The 16,538-nt window shown below is 38.2% G+C and carries 16 protein-coding genes; 9 read left to right on the top strand and 7 right to left on the bottom strand.

Annotated elements, in window-relative coordinates:
* From PLH43_RS09295 to PLH43_RS09285, 3 genes are all read left to right on the top strand, one after another.
* A partial coding sequence (locus PLH43_RS09295; RefSeq protein ID WP_324362376.1) for a hypothetical protein occupies window positions 1-186 on the top strand: 186 nt, incomplete at its 5' end.
* 114 nt (window positions 187-300) lie between these two features.
* A complete protein-coding gene (locus tag PLH43_RS09290) occupies window positions 301-1,134 on the top strand; it encodes a protein-glutamate O-methyltransferase CheR (protein ID WP_324362374.1) in 834 nt (277 codons plus the stop codon).
* Window positions 1,113-2,222, top strand: a complete 1,110-nt coding sequence (locus PLH43_RS09285; RefSeq protein WP_324362372.1) for a chemotaxis response regulator protein-glutamate methylesterase — start codon at window positions 1,113-1,115, stop codon at window positions 2,220-2,222. Before PLH43_RS09290 ends, PLH43_RS09285 begins: the two co-directional genes overlap by 22 nt.
* Window positions 2,223-2,314: 92 nt before the next feature.
* Here PLH43_RS09285 and PLH43_RS09280 read toward each other — a convergent pair whose 3' ends face one another.
* From PLH43_RS09280 to PLH43_RS09265, 4 genes are all read right to left on the bottom strand, one after another.
* Complete coding sequence (locus tag PLH43_RS09280) at window positions 2,315-3,139, bottom strand: amino acid ABC transporter ATP-binding protein (protein WP_324362370.1); 825 nt, start codon at window positions 3,137-3,139, stop codon at window positions 2,315-2,317.
* Entirely contained in the window at window positions 3,123-3,833 is a 711-nt protein-coding gene (locus tag PLH43_RS09275) for an amino acid ABC transporter permease (RefSeq protein WP_324362367.1), read from the bottom strand. The genes PLH43_RS09280 and PLH43_RS09275 overlap by 17 nt, the downstream gene beginning before the upstream one ends.
* A 69-nt stretch (window positions 3,834-3,902) precedes the next feature.
* Window positions 3,903-4,763, bottom strand: coding sequence for a transporter substrate-binding domain-containing protein (locus PLH43_RS09270; RefSeq protein ID WP_324362365.1), 861 nt, complete (start codon window positions 4,761-4,763; stop codon window positions 3,903-3,905).
* 435 nt (window positions 4,764-5,198) lie between these two features.
* Window positions 5,199-6,380 carry an ATP-dependent metallopeptidase FtsH/Yme1/Tma family protein gene (locus PLH43_RS09265; RefSeq protein WP_324362363.1) on the bottom strand — a complete coding sequence of 394 codons (1,182 nt, stop codon included), beginning with the start codon at window positions 6,378-6,380 and terminating at the stop codon, window positions 5,199-5,201.
* 159 nt (window positions 6,381-6,539) lie between these two features.
* Between PLH43_RS09265 and PLH43_RS09260 the strand changes: the two genes are divergently transcribed.
* The 6 genes from PLH43_RS09260 (at window position 6,540) to PLH43_RS09235 (ending at window position 12,919) form a co-directional block, all read left to right on the top strand.
* Complete coding sequence (locus PLH43_RS09260; RefSeq protein WP_324362361.1) at window positions 6,540-6,857, top strand: helix-turn-helix transcriptional regulator; 318 nt, start codon at window positions 6,540-6,542, stop codon at window positions 6,855-6,857.
* On the top strand, window positions 6,854-7,366 hold the full coding sequence (locus PLH43_RS09255) for a DUF2812 domain-containing protein (RefSeq protein WP_324362359.1): 513 nt from the start codon (window positions 6,854-6,856) through the stop codon (window positions 7,364-7,366). Before PLH43_RS09260 ends, PLH43_RS09255 begins: the two co-directional genes overlap by 4 nt.
* Before the next feature lie 491 nt (window positions 7,367-7,857).
* The gene (locus PLH43_RS09250) at window positions 7,858-8,532 is read left to right on the top strand and encodes a response regulator transcription factor (protein WP_324362357.1); all 675 of its coding nucleotides are present in this window, start codon (window positions 7,858-7,860) and stop codon (window positions 8,530-8,532) included.
* Window positions 8,505-9,662, top strand: a complete 1,158-nt coding sequence (locus tag PLH43_RS09245; RefSeq protein WP_324362355.1) for a HAMP domain-containing sensor histidine kinase — start codon at window positions 8,505-8,507, stop codon at window positions 9,660-9,662. The genes PLH43_RS09250 and PLH43_RS09245 overlap by 28 nt, the downstream gene beginning before the upstream one ends.
* A gap of 123 nt (window positions 9,663-9,785) precedes the next feature.
* On the top strand, window positions 9,786-10,460 hold the full coding sequence (locus PLH43_RS09240; protein ID WP_324362353.1) for an ABC transporter ATP-binding protein: 675 nt from the start codon (window positions 9,786-9,788) through the stop codon (window positions 10,458-10,460).
* Window positions 10,457-12,919, top strand: coding sequence for an FtsX-like permease family protein (locus PLH43_RS09235; RefSeq protein ID WP_324362350.1), 2,463 nt, complete (start codon window positions 10,457-10,459; stop codon window positions 12,917-12,919). Before PLH43_RS09240 ends, PLH43_RS09235 begins: the two co-directional genes overlap by 4 nt.
* 156 nt (window positions 12,920-13,075) lie before the next feature.
* On the opposite strand, the gene PLH43_RS09230 is transcribed toward PLH43_RS09235, so the two are convergent.
* The 3 genes from PLH43_RS09230 to PLH43_RS09220 form a co-directional block, all read right to left on the bottom strand.
* Window positions 13,076-14,143: a hypothetical protein gene (locus tag PLH43_RS09230; protein WP_324362349.1), complete on the bottom strand. Its 1,068-nt coding sequence runs from the start codon at window positions 14,141-14,143 to the stop codon at window positions 13,076-13,078.
* A 235-nt stretch (window positions 14,144-14,378) separates the two neighbouring features.
* Window positions 14,379-15,782, bottom strand: coding sequence for a GerMN domain-containing protein (locus PLH43_RS09225; protein WP_324362347.1), 1,404 nt, complete (start codon window positions 15,780-15,782; stop codon window positions 14,379-14,381).
* A 2-nt stretch (window positions 15,783-15,784) separates the two neighbouring features.
* Window positions 15,785-16,366 (bottom strand): RNA polymerase sigma factor, encoded by a 582-nt coding sequence (locus PLH43_RS09220; RefSeq protein ID WP_324362345.1) that lies wholly within the window; start codon window positions 16,364-16,366, stop codon window positions 15,785-15,787.
* Window positions 16,367-16,538: the final 172 nt, after the last annotated feature.

Below are 16,538 nucleotides of genomic sequence, written 5' to 3'. Positions count from 1 at the left end.
AATGAAGTGGCCGACGCAACCAAAGTTCAGGCGAACGAGGTAGAACAGCTGGCGAGATTTACGGCTGAAATAGACCGAGTTATTAGTCTTAATGTCAAGGATGTTGAGCGCACTTGTGCAGTAACCAAAGAGTTGTCGGGATACTCCGAAGAAATTATAGAAACACTGCAGGAATTGGCTAAATAGCGCTTAAAATCCACATTAAGCAAAGTTTGATGATAGCGAAAGGTCCGCACAATTATTTGGAGAGGCATTGTGCCTCTCCACAGATTGTATTAGGGAGGGGCTGTAACAATCTGTATGGATACATTTGGTCTGGTCCAATTGGCAGAGCTCATATATGAATATTGCGGCATTGACTTTTTTAAGAATCTTTCCTCTCTTGAGAGTAAAATATCGGAGAGGCTTAAGGAGCTGGGACTATCCTGCTGGGAATACGGAGGATATTTAAGGGTTGAACCGAAAGAATGGGACACGCTTGTTGATCTCATCACAGTAAATGAGACCTATTTCTTTCGTGAGGAAAGCCTTTTGGAAGAATTTCGAAGGGTCATACTTCCCCAATATAAGGACCGTACACCCGATAATCCTTTGCGTATATGGAGTTCGGCTTGCTCTACCGGTGAGGAACCGTATACATTGGCAATATTATGTGAAGAGACCGGACTGTTTGAAGCCGGTGCAGTTGAGATTATTGCTTCGGATATTGACAGAAAGGTTTTGGAAAAGGCGAGAAGGGGATTATATAACAAGAAATCCTTTTCCTTTCGTACAATGCCGAAAGAAATACTGGACAAGCATTTTATTTCTTTTGGAGACGAGTACAAGGTCAAGGATTCAATAAGGTCCATGATTGATTTTCGCTGTTTGAATCTTTTGGATAAGAACATACCGGAACAGGTTGGAGAAGTAGATATAGTTTTTTGCAGAAATGTACTGATTTATTTTGATACGAAAGCAATAAAAAAAGTTATTAATTCTTTATATAAAGTGTTAAGAGGCGGCGGATACTTGCTTTTAGGCCATGCAGAGACTATAACGGGAATGAATACCGGGTTTGAAACGATATATGCTCCCTCGACATTTTATTATCGGAAAGGAGAAAAATATCCATGCAACAGTATGGAGTATTAGTGGTGGATGACTCCTCTTTTATGCGAAGATGTGTCAGTTCGATGATAGAGAAAGATCCGCAGCTGTTTATTATAGGAATTGCAAGGAACGGTATTGAAGCGGTGGAAAAAGTGCAGAGGCTTAAACCTGACGTGGTGACAATGGATATAGAGATGCCTGAAATGGACGGAATGACTGCCTTAAAGGAGATTATGAAGACCTGTCCTGTTCCTATAGTAATGTTGAGCAACCGGACCGATAAGGACCCTGAAACAGCTTTTCAGGCTTTGGAGTTGGGAGCTGCAGATTTTTATTTAAAGAGTGCACTTTTGGAAGAGAATGTAAAACCGGAAATAATAGAGGAATTTCTAGACAAGCTGAAAGCTATCGCCCGGAAGGCAAAAAAATATGAAAATAAAGAACAGGGCCAGAAAGCAGTGTCAGAAAATCTGTCCGAGATTATTGAAAACATCCTGAATAAGCCGGAAAGTCCGATTGAAGCCAAGTCCGGGTTGGCTGACCTGCTGATAATAGGGTGTTCTACGGGAGGACCTTCTGCGTTGCAGTCCATCCTCCCGCGCTTTCCCAAGGATACTCATGTTCCCATTGTTGTTCTGCAGCATATGCCTCCGGGGTTTACCAAGCCGCTGGCCGAACGTTTTGACACTATCTGCAATTTACGGGTTAAAGAAGCTGAAGACGGAGATATTCTTGAAGCCGGAAATATCTACATAGCTCCGGCAGGCTACCAAACCTTGTTGGATAAGAAGACAGACGGTTCGACAACGTTGAGAATAGAAGACTGTCTGCCCGTCGAAACGGTTTACAAACCGTCAATTAATGTAACTTTGGATTCGGCAGCACCTATTTATAAAGAGAGGTTGCTGTCGGTTATCCTTACAGGAATGGGAAACGACGGACTTGTTGGGTGTGAGACGGTGAAAAAATATAACGGTAAAATAATCGTTGAGGCAGAAGAATCCTGCATTGTATATGGCATGCCCAAAGTGGTGTACGAGGCAGGACTTGCAGATGTCCAGGTACCTTTATCAAGTATTTTTTATGAAATAATGCACTATATCGGAGATTATAGCATCCGGTGTATTTGACGGCATTAATCATATGCTCAAAAACAAAGTATCTTTTCATAAATAAAACCGGTATGAACAGTTGAAACGCTGTCATACCGGTTGCTTTACGTTTATAATACTTTCGACAAGAATTCCTTCGTCCTAGGATGCTGAGGGTTTGAAAAAATCTCTTCGGGAGTATTTTCCTCTAAGATTTTTCCCTCATCCATAAATAAAACTCTGGTAGCTACTTCCCTTGCAAATCCCATTTCATGAGTTACTATAACCATTGTCATTCCTTCGTCTGCAAGCTGCTTGATAAGGTCAAGAACTTCTCCCACCATCTCAGGATCAAGAGCTGAAGTGGGCTCATCAAACAAAATGACTTTTGGATTCATTGCAAGGGCACGGATTATTGCTATTCTTTGCTTCTGTCCACCGGAAAGGGTTGAAGGGTAGACATTAGCCTTGTCTTCAAGTCCAATTCTTTTTAAAAGACGCATGGCATTTTCTCTTGCATCTGCTTTTATCTTTTCACGAGTAGTATTGATTTCATATAGAGGCTTTTTTTCTTTACTAAAAATATTCTTAAGCCTTATAAAGAAATTTTTAAACTTCTTTACTTTAAGGTCATGCGTTTGCAAATATACCGGTGCAAGCATTATATTTTCAATAACAGTCTTATTGTTAAACAGGTTGAACTGTTGAAAAACCATACCCATATGACGGCGGTAAAGGTTAATATCAACTCTCATGTCAGCAATGTCAACGCCTTCGAATATGATGGAGCCGCTTGTGGGGTCTTCCATACAATTGAGGCAGCGCAGAAAGGTGCTTTTTCCGCTTCCGGACGGACCTATGATGGCAACCTTTTCACCTTCTTTGATGCTAACTGTGATACCTTTTAAAACTTGAAGGTTACCGTAGCTTTTTTTTAGGTTAATTACGTCTATCACTCTTTCTGAGGCTCCTTTCCATTACTTTTATGAGAGATGCAATTATTATAACCAGTACTATATAAATAAGCGCCATAACAAGGTATGGTACCATAAATTCATAATTGTTTGTACCAATATAATTAAATGCAACATAGAGGTCGGAAGCACCGACAAAACTTACAACAGAAGTTTCCTTAATCAAGGCTATAAATTCATTTCCCAAAGTAGGGAGTATGTTTTTGACAGCCTGAGGGATAACTATTTTGAGCATTGCTACGCGATAGCTAAGTCCCAAGGCCCGGCCTGCCTCCATCTGACCATGGTCTACAGACATAATACCGCTTCTCATTATTTCAGAAACATAAGCACCGCTGTTAAGACCAAATACCAGTATACACACGCTAAGTGCGGACAAATTTATGCCTAAAAGAGGCAAAACTACATAGTAGGCCACCAAGAGCTGCACGACAACCGGAGTCCCTCTGAATAGTCCAACATAGAAATCGCATATGACATTTAATATTTTGGGTAATACTTTATATTTGGGCATCACTTTAACAGCAGCAATTAATGTACCGATAATGATTCCAATTATTAGTCCCAAAACTGCGATATAAACTGTATTTTTAAGTCCTACAAGGACTTTTGTGTAGCCGTTGTTATAATAAAAGATTTCCCAAAACTTAATTAATTTTTTATCAAAATTCCCCATAATTAATCCCTTATATTAATTCAAAATTAAATATCTAAAAATATCTTTAAGAGAATTGTACAGCTGTTATCAGTTAAGCTCATTAATTGCCCTTACAATACTTTGAGCAGGAGCCTCATCAATAACCACAAAGTCGATGTTGCCGTTTAGCATATCCTGAACTGCAAGAGAGCCTGATTTATAGCCTATGCATTTAACATCATAACCTTCAAATCCCCAGTCCTCATCGCCTTCAACGTAGAATTGTCCGGTTGTACCTAGCTGAACACCTATCTTTGAATCACTGCTCAATCCCGAAAGAATTGCTTCCACATCAGCAGCGGTTTTACAGTTGTCAAAGGTGGTGTCGTCTTCCCTGACGATAAGCATTTGGGAAGCGTTATGATACGTATCCGTGAATGTAACATACTCTTTTCTGTCTTCTTTTACTGTAAGACCGGACATGGCGATGTCGGCTTTTCCCTGACCTACGGAGAGACAAACGGCATCAAAATCCATGTTTTTAATTACAAGCTCTTTTCCGAGGTATTCTGCAAGAAGTGCTGCAATTTCGATATCAATACCGTAATACTTATCGCCTACCATATATTCAAAGGGCTCAAATGCTGCATTTGTTGCAACCACAAGTTGGTCTTTGCTGCTGTCTTCCACTGCGGATTCGACAGCCTGAGGTTCTCCGTCACGAAAATATTTATCGCTTATTTTTTCGAGGGTTCCATCTGCCTTGATTTGCGAAATAAATTCATTTACTTTTTCAAGCAGCTCCGGTTGGCTTTTATCTACACCAAAAGCATATTCTTCTTGGGTTAATGGTATCTCAATAACTTTAGCACGCTTGGAGCCCGAGCTTGGGCTGTTGGAATTACAGCCTGCAAGTATAAAACTGCAAAGCATCAGCATTGCAACACTAAAAATAAAACCTTTCTTCATACAAACATTCTCCTTACATTAATTTTTATAAATTATTTTATTTGATTTATGCATTTATTGTTATAAATTATCGTATCTCCGGGATTTTGTCAACATAAAGCTGTTACTATTTTAACAAGAAATGCAAACCACTTAAACATAATAATTTTACTTTTTATATTGAAAATATTATAATGCTAATTCCCCAATTTGATATAATAATATCATACTTTGAATAATTATACAATGGATGGCGCAGAAAATGCCGCTTTGGAGAACGCACAGGACGCAGCGGGAGTTATATCTTTTGGGTGGGTTTATAATGATTGAATTGTCATTTTTTACATAAATTTTATACCAAGACGAATCCGTTTGAGAGAATAGTATTTTGGCAAGTTGATAAAAAATAAGGGGGATTTTTGTCCCCACTTGCCGGCACTCGGCCAAGTAATAATATTATCTTTTTTTTGCTTCTTTGGCTGATGCAACATAGCATATCCTTTTTATTGCTTCAACCAAGGCGCTTTCGGTTATTTCTCCCAGCCCCTCACCGGTGGCGACCACTGCAGCTTCATTAAGTATTGTTTCTATCTGGGAACAGCTTAAGCCATCAAATTTTGAAGCCAACTGTTCAACTGATATACTTTCCGACAGTTTTTTGTTTCTTGTATATATTTTTATAAGCTCAATTCTGGTTTTATAATCGGGATTGGGAACAGTATATTTTTTATCGAACCTTCCTGCACGCACCAATGCCTCATCAAGAGCTTTATAGTTGTTGGTTGCTGCGATAACCATAACACCCTCTTCACGGGTAAAGCCGTCCATCTCGTTTAGCATTGCAGCAATAATTCTATTGTTTTCTTTGTCAATTCCCGTTCCGGAATAATTACGCTTTTCACCTATTCCGTCAAACTCATCTATAAATATGATACAAGGCTTGTTGGCGCGGGCTTTTCTAAACAGGGCTTTAACTTTGGCAGGTCCTATTGACATAATCGCACTTTGAAAATCCGTTGCCTTGGTGGCAATGAAATTTACCTTGGCTTCGCCTGCCAATGCCCTTGCAAACAACGTCTTTCCGTTTCCGGGATTGCCTTCCAGCAAAACACCGTTTATCGGGCGAATTCCTTTGGCTGCATACTCTTTTGGATGCTTTAAGATGTCAACCGCTTGAAGCATTTCTCTTTTTAAATCTTCCATGCCTGCGACATCCGAAAATTTCGTTTTGTTGTCTCGGATAACTTTAAATGTCTTTTTCCTAAAATCAATGAATTTATATAGACCGAATATTATAATCCCGAAAAAAATAATGTTAAAAATCGCATCGGTAACTGTAACTAAAAGTTCATCGGCGCTTTTTTCCGAAGTAACTTTAACACCGTTAAGAAGCAAAAATTCTTTAAAAGAATCCAATTCCGGATTGTCGGTGCGGTATTCTGTTTGATCCCCATTCAAATAAAATCTAACTTCATCCTGCCCTATTTCTGCGGAAGCTACTTTGCCTGCCTTCACATAATTGTAAAAGTCGGCATAAGCCACATATTGAGAGCTGTCTTTTTCAAAATAAATAGTTATACCGATAATGACTGCAAGTATAACCATGGAAATAATTAGTAAATTTCTTTTGTTTTTCATCTGTGCGTCACCCTTACTCTAAACTTGTATTAAACTCAATTATAGCAAAATGGCTTGTGTAATACAAAGAGAATTTTATTTCCATTTTTGTATTGACAAATATATCGGGAGATGATATATTTAATATATCGGGAGACGATAGATTGGGAGGTGATATATTTGGACAGCAATTCACCATTGACTGAATCAATATTTTATATACTTTTGGCTGTGAGAAAGCCCAATCATGGATATGGGATTATTCAGGAGGTCGGCGAGATTACCGGTGGTAGAGTGATACTTGGTCCCGGGACATTATACGGTGCTATAAATTTATTGCTGGATAAAAAATGGATAGCGTTGTACAGCGAGGACAAAACATCCAGAAAGAAGAAGGAATATCTCATTACAGAACAAGGCAAGGAAGCATTTTTTAAAGAGGTAAAGCGCTTGAAAGAGCTTATCCAAGATGCAAAATTAATGGAGGGATTGGCATGAAGAAATTTAGATTGTACTATGATAAAGATATAGAGCAGGATTGGCTTCAAAAGATGTCATCGGAAGGATGGGCCTTAAAGAATTTTTTCCTTGGTGTATATACTTTTGTTCCGTGCGAACCGGGTGAATATATCTATCAAATTGATTTGCTTGACAGTTGGAACGGAGCCAAAGAAGATTTTGCTGCATTTATGGAGGACAGCGGCGTGGAAGTGGTTTCACAGTGGTATAGATGGGTTTACCTTAGAAGAAAAGCTGAGGATGGTCCTTTTGAGATGTATACGGATATTGACTCCAAGATAAATCAGTACACTAGGATAAAGGACTTCTTTCTGGGAGCAACGATATTTGAGGCTATATGCTTATTGGTGGAAATTATTGCGGCAGTACAGACAAAGAGCTTTGTTTTTGGCTTTTTTTCAATATTGATAGGTATTATTGTTTTGGCATTGCTTCGTATAGTATGGAGATGCCAGTGGAAAATAGAGCAGCTGCAACGGGAAAAGTAGAGGAAAGATTTATTTTGGGAATTGCTCTGGTTTTTAATGCATATGGTTTGTGTAGGGTTAATCATGATGAATGTTAGTCGAATGAGCGAAAAAGAAATTTAGATAATAGTTTTTTCGTGTTTTATGAATTTAGCAATTCGACTATCTTCAAGCCCTAATTCTCTATAATAATTATTTAAACTTTATATATAATAGATTATTGCAAGAAAGCAAGCTTGGAATTTCTCATGATGCTAGTGCGATGTTTTTTAATAAATGCTTCTGATTTGGTATTTGATATAAAATTACTTCCAAGTTAGAATAAATTATACAGTAAAACAGAGTACGGCTCTCTTTTTTTATATTTTACAAAGAAGTAGAGAATTCCTTGGTAGAGTGTGGTATAATAAATTATCTTACTTATGTCACGACTGGCAAGCTGCCCGATTTCTTCAATTTTTCCTTTTTTGCAAGTAGAAAGGTAAATTAATTAATGTGGGTTGATAGCAAAAATGAAGAGAATTTTGTTATTGGAAGATGATGAAAATTTGAATAGAGGAATTAGCCTGAAGCTGAGTAAAGAAGGATATCAGGTCTTGTCTGCATACACTATCCATGAAGCAAAGTTAATTTTTGAAAGTGAGCCCATTGATCTTGTTATTTGTGATATTACACTACCGGACGGGAGTGGGTTGGATTTCGGTAAATCAGTGAGAGAAAGAAGTAATGTGATTTTGATTTATCTTACCGCAATGGATCAGGAAATTGATATTGTAAACGGCTATGATACCGGCGCCGACGATTATATTACAAAGCCTTTTTCTGTAAATATTCTCACCTCTAAGGTGAATGCCTTTATGCGAAGGATAAATGAGAAGGAGGAAGGAGTGCTTTTGTCGGGGGATATTGAAGTATCGGTGAAGGAAATGTCGGTTAAAAAGGCCGGCGATTTGGTTCATTTAAGCAAAACCGAGCTACAGCTTCTGATATATCTTCTTGAAAACGCCGGATGTATTTTGTCCAAGGAAAATATATTGGATAAGGTATGGGGATTTGACGGGCAATTTGTTGACGATAATACTGTGACGGTGAACATAAGCAGGCTGAAGAGCAAGCTCGGTACGGAAAACATTGCAAATGTAAGAGGATTGGGATATTTATGGACAGGAAAGGTAAGCAGAAAATAGGATATATCCTTTGGACCTTTGCAGCTGTTGCGGCGGTTATGGTATTTTGCTTTTGCAGTATTAGGTATGAGAACAAAATCCGAGAAAATCAAATGCAGGAATTGATAGTTATTTACCCTGGGATTGAGAGTGAGTTACAAGACAATTTTTCATATTATCAAAACCGTGTTGATAGGGTAAAGTTGATTGCTATGGCAGCTGTGATTTTTATGATACTCTTTTTGAGTGCAGGTCTTGCTTTGACGGGAAAACGGGAAAAAAGAAATGCTATAGCAGAATTTGATAGAGAACTTGACTTAATATATGAGCAGCTAATTAGATTTCATAAAGGTAATTTTGAGATCCTTCCAGCTCTTAAGGAAGGCAGTAATTCAAGCAAATTGGAAAGCGTATATGGGAAACTTTGTGAACTGGGATACTATTTTTCGGATTTGAAATTACGCCTTGCGGAGGAAGAAAACAATACAAAAAAATTGATTACAGATATCTCTCACCAACTAAAGACACCCCTTGCATCCATTCGTATGTGTCACGAGCTTGCTAAATCTTCGGAGTTGTCGGAAGAAGAGCAAAAAGACTTTCTGATGACAGAAACTCAAGAAATCCGGAAAATGGAAGTTTTATTGGATGAACTGGTTAAGCTTTCACGTCTTGAAAATAATATGATTCAAATAAAGAAGGAAAAGAACAGTCTGAAACAGACTTTAAGTGAAGCTGTCAGCCAGGTGTTTATGAAGGCCCATGAGAAAAATATTGAAATCTGCGTGGATATGGAAGGCGATGTGGAAATCTCCCACGATAGAAAATGGACAGTGGAAGCCATTGTGAATGTTTTGGAGAATGCCGTAAAATATTCTGAGCCGATGACCGCGATTAATATCAGAGTGAGTTATTTACCAAGCAGTGTATTGCTTGAGGTTGAAGATGAAGGAATAGGTATCCTGGAAGAGGAATTACACGAGATATTCAAACGGTTCTACAGGGGAAGTAAGGCAAAAAAGATGGTAAAAGAAGGCGCAGGTGTAGGTCTCTATTTGGCACGAAGCATTATTGAGCAGCAGGGTGGAACTATTGTTGCCAAAAGAAAATCCGAAGGGGGATCGGTTTTTAAAATTATGCTCCCTTTATAAATATCAAATATCGCAAAAAACCCTTACAAAATTGTTATGGTTGTTGTAAGGGTTTTGTAATGTTGAAAGTGTAGGATATATTCAGATGGAAACATCGGAATATGTAAAGTAAGGAGAATGCACATGGGTGTGATTGTGGAAGTTTGCGACTTGGTAAAATATTATAATTCCGGAGATAATGTGGTTAAGGCAGTGGATCATACCGACCTAAAAATTGAGAGGGGAAGATTTACCGCCATTGTTGGGCGCTCCGGTTCGGGTAAATCAACGCTTCTTCACATAATGGGAGGACTGGATCGCCCCAATTCCGGCAAAGTCCTGATTGACGGTAAAGACATTTTCAAATTGAAGGACAACCAATTGGCGGCTTTTAGGCGAAAGAAGATAGGATTTGTCTTCCAGGACTATAATCTTATTCCCTCTTTGAATGTTTGGGAAAATGTAGTGCTGCCTATTGGCCTGGATGGGAAAAAAGTCAATAGCCGGGAGATAGATGACATTCTGGAACGTATCGGCTTGGCAGACAAAAAGGAAGCAATGCCAAATACTCTATCCGGAGGCCAAAAGCAGAGAGTTGCCATAGCAAGAGCTCTAGCCACTTCCCCTGCAATCATTCTTGCAGATGAACCAACGGGTAACTTGGACTCTAAAACAGAATTGGAAGTTTTAAATTTACTTAGAAATTGTGTGAAGGAATATAATCAAACCCTGGTTATGATAACCCATGATGAAACCATTGCTCAAATGGCAGATGTAATCGTTGTGATTGAAGATGGCAGGGTGGTGAGAAGACCATGAGAATGGTAACAAGGATTGCTTTGGCAAATGCCAAATACAATAAAAGCAAAAATATACTTACAGGAATTGCTGTTTTCCTTACTACATTGCTGCTTTTTCTTGTTCCGACTGTCGGATATGACATGATTGAGAGTCAGTTTGCCGTTATCAATGAAATGTATCCCAACTGGCATGCCCTATTTAGGAATGTGGCAGAAGAAAAGGCTGAAAAGTTGGCTGTGCATCATTCGGTTGCACGTTGGGGGCTTCGCGGTGATGCGGGTTATATAGCAGCCGGGGATGCCGATATTTCTATGATATACTTAGATGCCGAAGGCTTTGATATGTATCATATGAAACTTATAGAAGGCCGGCTTCCTGAGGCGGAAAATGAAATTGTTGTGTCTAAAGGAATTTTAGAGGAGCTTTCCAAGTCCGGTCAAATTGGAGATACCGTCAAGATACCCTATCAGGTTTATAGAGATGGAGGCTTGGACTTCATTGAGGAAAAGGATTTTGTAATTTGCGGATTTATTGCCGACACAGATACGAATACACAACAAAAGAAATACTCTGCCTTTATATCAAAATCTTTTTTGAAAAATGAGATTCCTCCAGCTCAGATATCTTACCGTTTCTTATTCCAAGTAGCTACGGAAGATACTGCAACTACGAGAGAAATAGAGTCAAGAGTAAACAAGCTTGCCGAACAGTTCGGTATTTCCGAACAGTCTGTGTTAATTAATAAGGATTTTCTGATGGCAAATTATGTGGATCTGACCTATGTTCCGGGGATTATTATAATTATGTTGATTATTGTAGCAGCCGGTGTAATTACAATTTACAGCATCTATTATGTTTCTATGGGAGAGCGTGTGCAGGAGTTCGGTAAGATTAAAGCAATAGGAGCTACTCAAACGCAGCTTCGGAAAATCGTTCTTTTGGAAGGTTTGACGGTGGCGGGAATTGCAATACCTTCAGGACTACTGGCAGGTACTGTTTTGACCAAGTATGTATTTTTAGGTATGTTTGAACTATACCAAGATGAGAATCAGAGGCTGGCTACGATGAAAGAACTTATTTCCGGCGGTAAAGTACAGCTTTATCATCTTTGGATATATTTGCTTGCTATCGGTGTTGCTTTAGTAACAGTCTATTTGTCTTTACTTCGTCCGATGAGAGTGGCGTCAAAGGTATCCGAAATTGAAGCCATCCGTTATCGAGAAGGACAATATCTTAAGAACGGAAAAAAAGAAAGAAAAGGTTATCGGGATATTACGGTGGGAAGACTTGCAAAAATATATCTTACCGGAAACAAAAGAAAAAGCAGTATTACAATTTGCTCTATGGCCATTACCGGGGTATTTTTTATGGTGGTTGCCACTATACTGTCCTGTGCCAATCCTACAGAAGGAGCAAACAACTCTATTTTGGGCGAATACGAGATTTCACCTGTGGTGGAGTTTAATAATAAGGAACATCCGGAGCTTGAATGGAGCGAAGTGCAAAAGAATAATCCGTTGAGTGACCAATTAAAAGAGCAAATTTTACAAATTGACGGAATTTCTAAAGTGGAATGCTATAAGAGTACATATGTGTCATCGGAAACATTTGGCGGTGAAAGAGAATGGGTTATAGGTATCCCGAAGAGCGGAAAGGAGCAAATAGAAAGCGGGATTGTTGAAGGCAATATAACCTATGATGATTTAACATCGGGTGACAAAGTCATTATTGATAAGAAATTGCTCCGTTGGTATCCTGAACTGAGAATTGGTGATATTTTAGATGTGGTTGTTGAGGATGGAAACGGAACTCACAGAAGACATTTGGAAATCGCGGCAATTGGAGATTATCCTAGAAGCTTTACAAATTATTGCTTCTTAATTATGGCTCAAGAAGGCATTGAAACATTTAGCAATAATAATCTGAACTTTTATTACCATATATTTGCCGACGAGAAATATAATGAAGGGGTGGAATCAAAGCTTATGGCAGTCATTGAAAAGGCCGGGGGAATAGAGATGAGAGCCTGGAAGGATGTGTACGAACAGTACAAATCAAATATGGCCATGACAAGTGGTGTTTGTTATGCTTTTCTTGGTATACTGGGTGCAATCTGTATCATGAATATGATTAATACAATGATTTATAGCGTGCATGTAAGAAAAAAAGAAATCGGAATGCTTAAGGCAGTGGGAATGTCCGATGTACAGCTTTATAAAATGCTTCAGCTTGAAGGTTTGTTTTATACTTTTGGAACATTAATTGTTGCAGTTGGTGGAGGTAGTCTAGCCGGTTTCCCGGTTTTTCTTTGGGTGAAGGAAAAAGGGATTTTCAGTATCAGTAATTACCATTACCCTAAAGAAGCTGCCATTACCGTTATACTTGTGCTTATAATTGTCCAATTCATTTTGACGCTGCTGATTGGAAAATCAATGAAGAAAGAATCACTGATTGATAGAATCCGCTTCAGTAATTAAACAAGGTATAATAAGACAGGGGATGCTAAACCGTCCCCTGTTAACTGTTTCATTACCATTTGTTGAAATGTATTCTACCTTCAACATTCATTTTATGTTGTACAACGGGTTTTAGATTTTTGCTGGGATACCCTAATCCACGACAACACGGGAAGTTCATCTTCCTACATAATCATTAAACATACTTCCACTAAGAACCTTCCAGGTCAATTTTGCCCCTTCTTTAATTTCGGCCGTTACTCCCAACTTTTCCTCTTTTTCTTTAATCATATTTGAAACTTGATCCGGCGTAATAAATGGTACCTTTGCCTCATCGAAAATTTCTTTATATATGCTATTCGTATAAAGGTTCTCATCCTCTATTGGTTTCCAATCATCATCATATACATTAAATGTGTAAAAACACTCCTTATTGCCAACCTCACTCGAATTATCCGCATTTTCATTAAAGCATACGGTAATCAACTCAATATTACCGGATATCCCCTTTGCCTCTGCCACTTTAGGAATCTGATTGAGCCCGTCCAACCATTCAAGCTTATTTATATCAGATTCACTTTCAATAGATGCAATAAACTGCCAATTGCCATCCTTGTCAATTACACCATATTTCGCAATATGATTGCTGGCTCCACCACTTCCACTGGATTTATAATATCCATATTGATTTATTGTGGACTCACTTCTTGCCCAAGTCTCATAATAATAGCAAACAGATAGTTTCCCATCGATATATTTTATAATATAAACAAGAGTACTATCATCATCCTTGGCATAAATGTCCATACCATTTAGGCGAAGAGCCAATTCGTTCACTCCGTCCTTACCGAAATCAATATAGCTGTAATCTATATATTTAATTTTTTTATTTGTAGAGTTTTCAAAATAGTGCGTAGTAACTTCGTGAAGTAATTCCGAAAGTGTATATTCCCTTCCTGCTTTGTATAAAGCATCCTCCGGATAGTCTTTTGTCATAAAACGGTCAAAAGATACCTTCATTTCATTCTTCAAAAACTTTTCATAGGCTTCCATGGAAAGCTCCGCTGTTGACAGAGATGGTTCTGCTATAGGTGTAATAGTTGGAGTAACTGTAATATTCGAAGTCAGTGACGGTGAAGCAGTCGAGCCACTAGGATTATATACATCTTGATTTTTTTTACATCCACTTAGCATTAACAATAATGTGATTATTATTATCTCAATTTTTAATTTACTCTTTTTCATTTTTTCTCCTCCGCGTATGGTTTAGTTCTCTTCCATTATTGTTATAATCATTTCAATTAATAACCCCGGCACTATAAACTTATTTTACTACACTATGACTCATAAATACATAAAACTTTATTAGAATTATTTTGACAACGTTTAAAATAGGGGACGGTTCTCTGCTTTTTTTATAGCAAAAAAGTATACCGTTCTTGGCTAATACCAAGGGACGGTATATTTAAAATCAAATATTTTATATAGTCCATTGACCGTGGGCGATACATACAAGATACCACTGGCCGTTATACTCTTCAAAAGCCAACCTCAGGCATGCCCAATCCAAACTATCATAAGGTTCGGGCGGTTCGGTCCCGGGGAAGTAGTACTCTATGAATTTGCCTTCAGGATAAACGTCCAAAATATTGACAATAGTATTTCCGTACCGCTGTATTTCATTGTATGCCACTTTATCTACGTTTGCAAAATCATGATCGTATATGAATCTTTCGTAATACTGTGCAAAGGTTAATTCAATCGGATCACCGGATCCGTCGTATTCTCCCCAAGTATACACTTCTTCCGACTTAAGCAGATCCTTTAATTGCTCTGCTGTAAATACTTTATGCTTGTGCAATTCAACGTGAGAATAGGGGGAGAACAATACGCCTTTTTCAGGATGCACCATTTGGGCCAACTTTTCCATGTCCTTTTCCTTAATGGCTTTGACAGCTTCTTGGGACCTGGCTTCAACTTCAGCTTTTATCTCGCTTTCGCTCTTTTCAATAATTTTATCATTTCTTTTGAAAGGCTCATTAAATACAGCATGTATATATGCCTCTTGCTTTTGGCCTTCAATAAGAAACTGTACTTTGTCAATACCGGGAAGCTCGGTCATTGTATTGATTATCGAGTATAAAGTCATTGCTTCTCCTGCTGTTCCGCCGGAATGGTTATCAACAAACTCTTTGGAAAGATTAAGTGTGCAGATGCCGTTTTTGGTGGATACCGATAAAAGTCTTGTTCCCTTGGGTATTGTTGCAAATAAACCTTCGCCTTTTGGGCCCTTTTGCAATTCTTCAAAAACCAATCTTTCTATTTGGGTGTCTTTGCTTATTTCAACTTCCCTCTTCTCGGCAACAACTTTGTCTGCATTGGAATTTGAATAGTAAAGCGTAATTATCCTTTTTTCTATGGGATTTTGAACTATTGAGTCCGTACTTTCGGGTAACGCAGCCGGATTGGTATTTTGAGAATCAATAACCGACCCGGTTGGATTAGGTTCCACGCTACCGGAATTATTAATTAATCTTCTGAGACTTCCGAAACTTGTTACACCCACCGTTACAACAACCAATACTGCCGCAGTTGCCAGAATTGGCTTAATAACAGGCATGGCCTTGTAAAATGCCCTACCCAACCAAAATTTTTTGTTTTTGCTGTATCTGTTTATATCAATCGCCTCCATCACATTTTTACTGATATTCTCGCTTGCAATAGAACTGTCTTTTGCATAAGCCTCTGTGGATTTCAATACTCCATAGCGCTTTCGACATTTTTCACATACATCCAGATGTTCTTTAATTCTCTTTTTCTCTTCATCCGACAGATGATTTTCGGAATATTTGATTATGTCTTCAAAACTAAAATTGCATTTCATTTTTATCTACCCTCCTTCTCGAGTTTTTCGTACTTTTTGCAAATAGTCTGCTTTGCCCTTTGTATTTTCATTTTTGCAGCTTCGGGTGAGATTCCTAATATATCGCCGATTTCTTTGAAGGAAAAATCCTGCATACAACGTAGAAGCAATGCTGTTTTCTGGTCTTCTTTAAGTTCGTCAATAAGTCTGATTATCTCTCTTTGCCGCTCCTTCATTTCATAGGCCAACTCAGGATAATCACTAAAGTTTGCGGGCAGTTCCGATACGTTTGTGTAATAGTCAACACTCTTTACATTTTTTACTTTTCTGTACTGGCTTCTTAGAGTATTTATGGCTATCCGGTAAATCCAGGTGGAAAAGCTCCATTTATTGTTGTATTTATATAGGTTGTTGTATACCTTTATAAACACTTCCTGGGTGATTTCCTCTGCGTCCTCTCTTGAAGCCGTCATTTTTAAAAGAAAATTGAACAGCTTTCCCTGATACAACCCCATCAATTCTTCAAAGGAACTGATGTTGCCTTTTAAAGTATTTTCAACCAAAATATTGTCCCGTTCTTTGCTCATAGTCAACACACCAATCATATGATTCTTCCGAAAAGCCTATATTTATATCCTCAAGTGTTTTTTTGAAAGACGCAAGATGCTTTTCGAAAAGATGTAGTTAATATTGAATCGCACGATTCTTACTATTTTTATGTCATGATTATCCCACAAAAAGTATCGGTTCTAAATAAAATTTCTTAAACCTATTGTC

The organism is Acetivibrio sp. (genome assembly GCF_035371925.1).
In the GTDB taxonomy this organism is placed as follows: Bacteria; Bacillota; Clostridia; order Acetivibrionales; family Acetivibrionaceae; genus Hungateiclostridium.
This window is presented reverse-complemented; position numbering and strand designations above follow the sequence as displayed.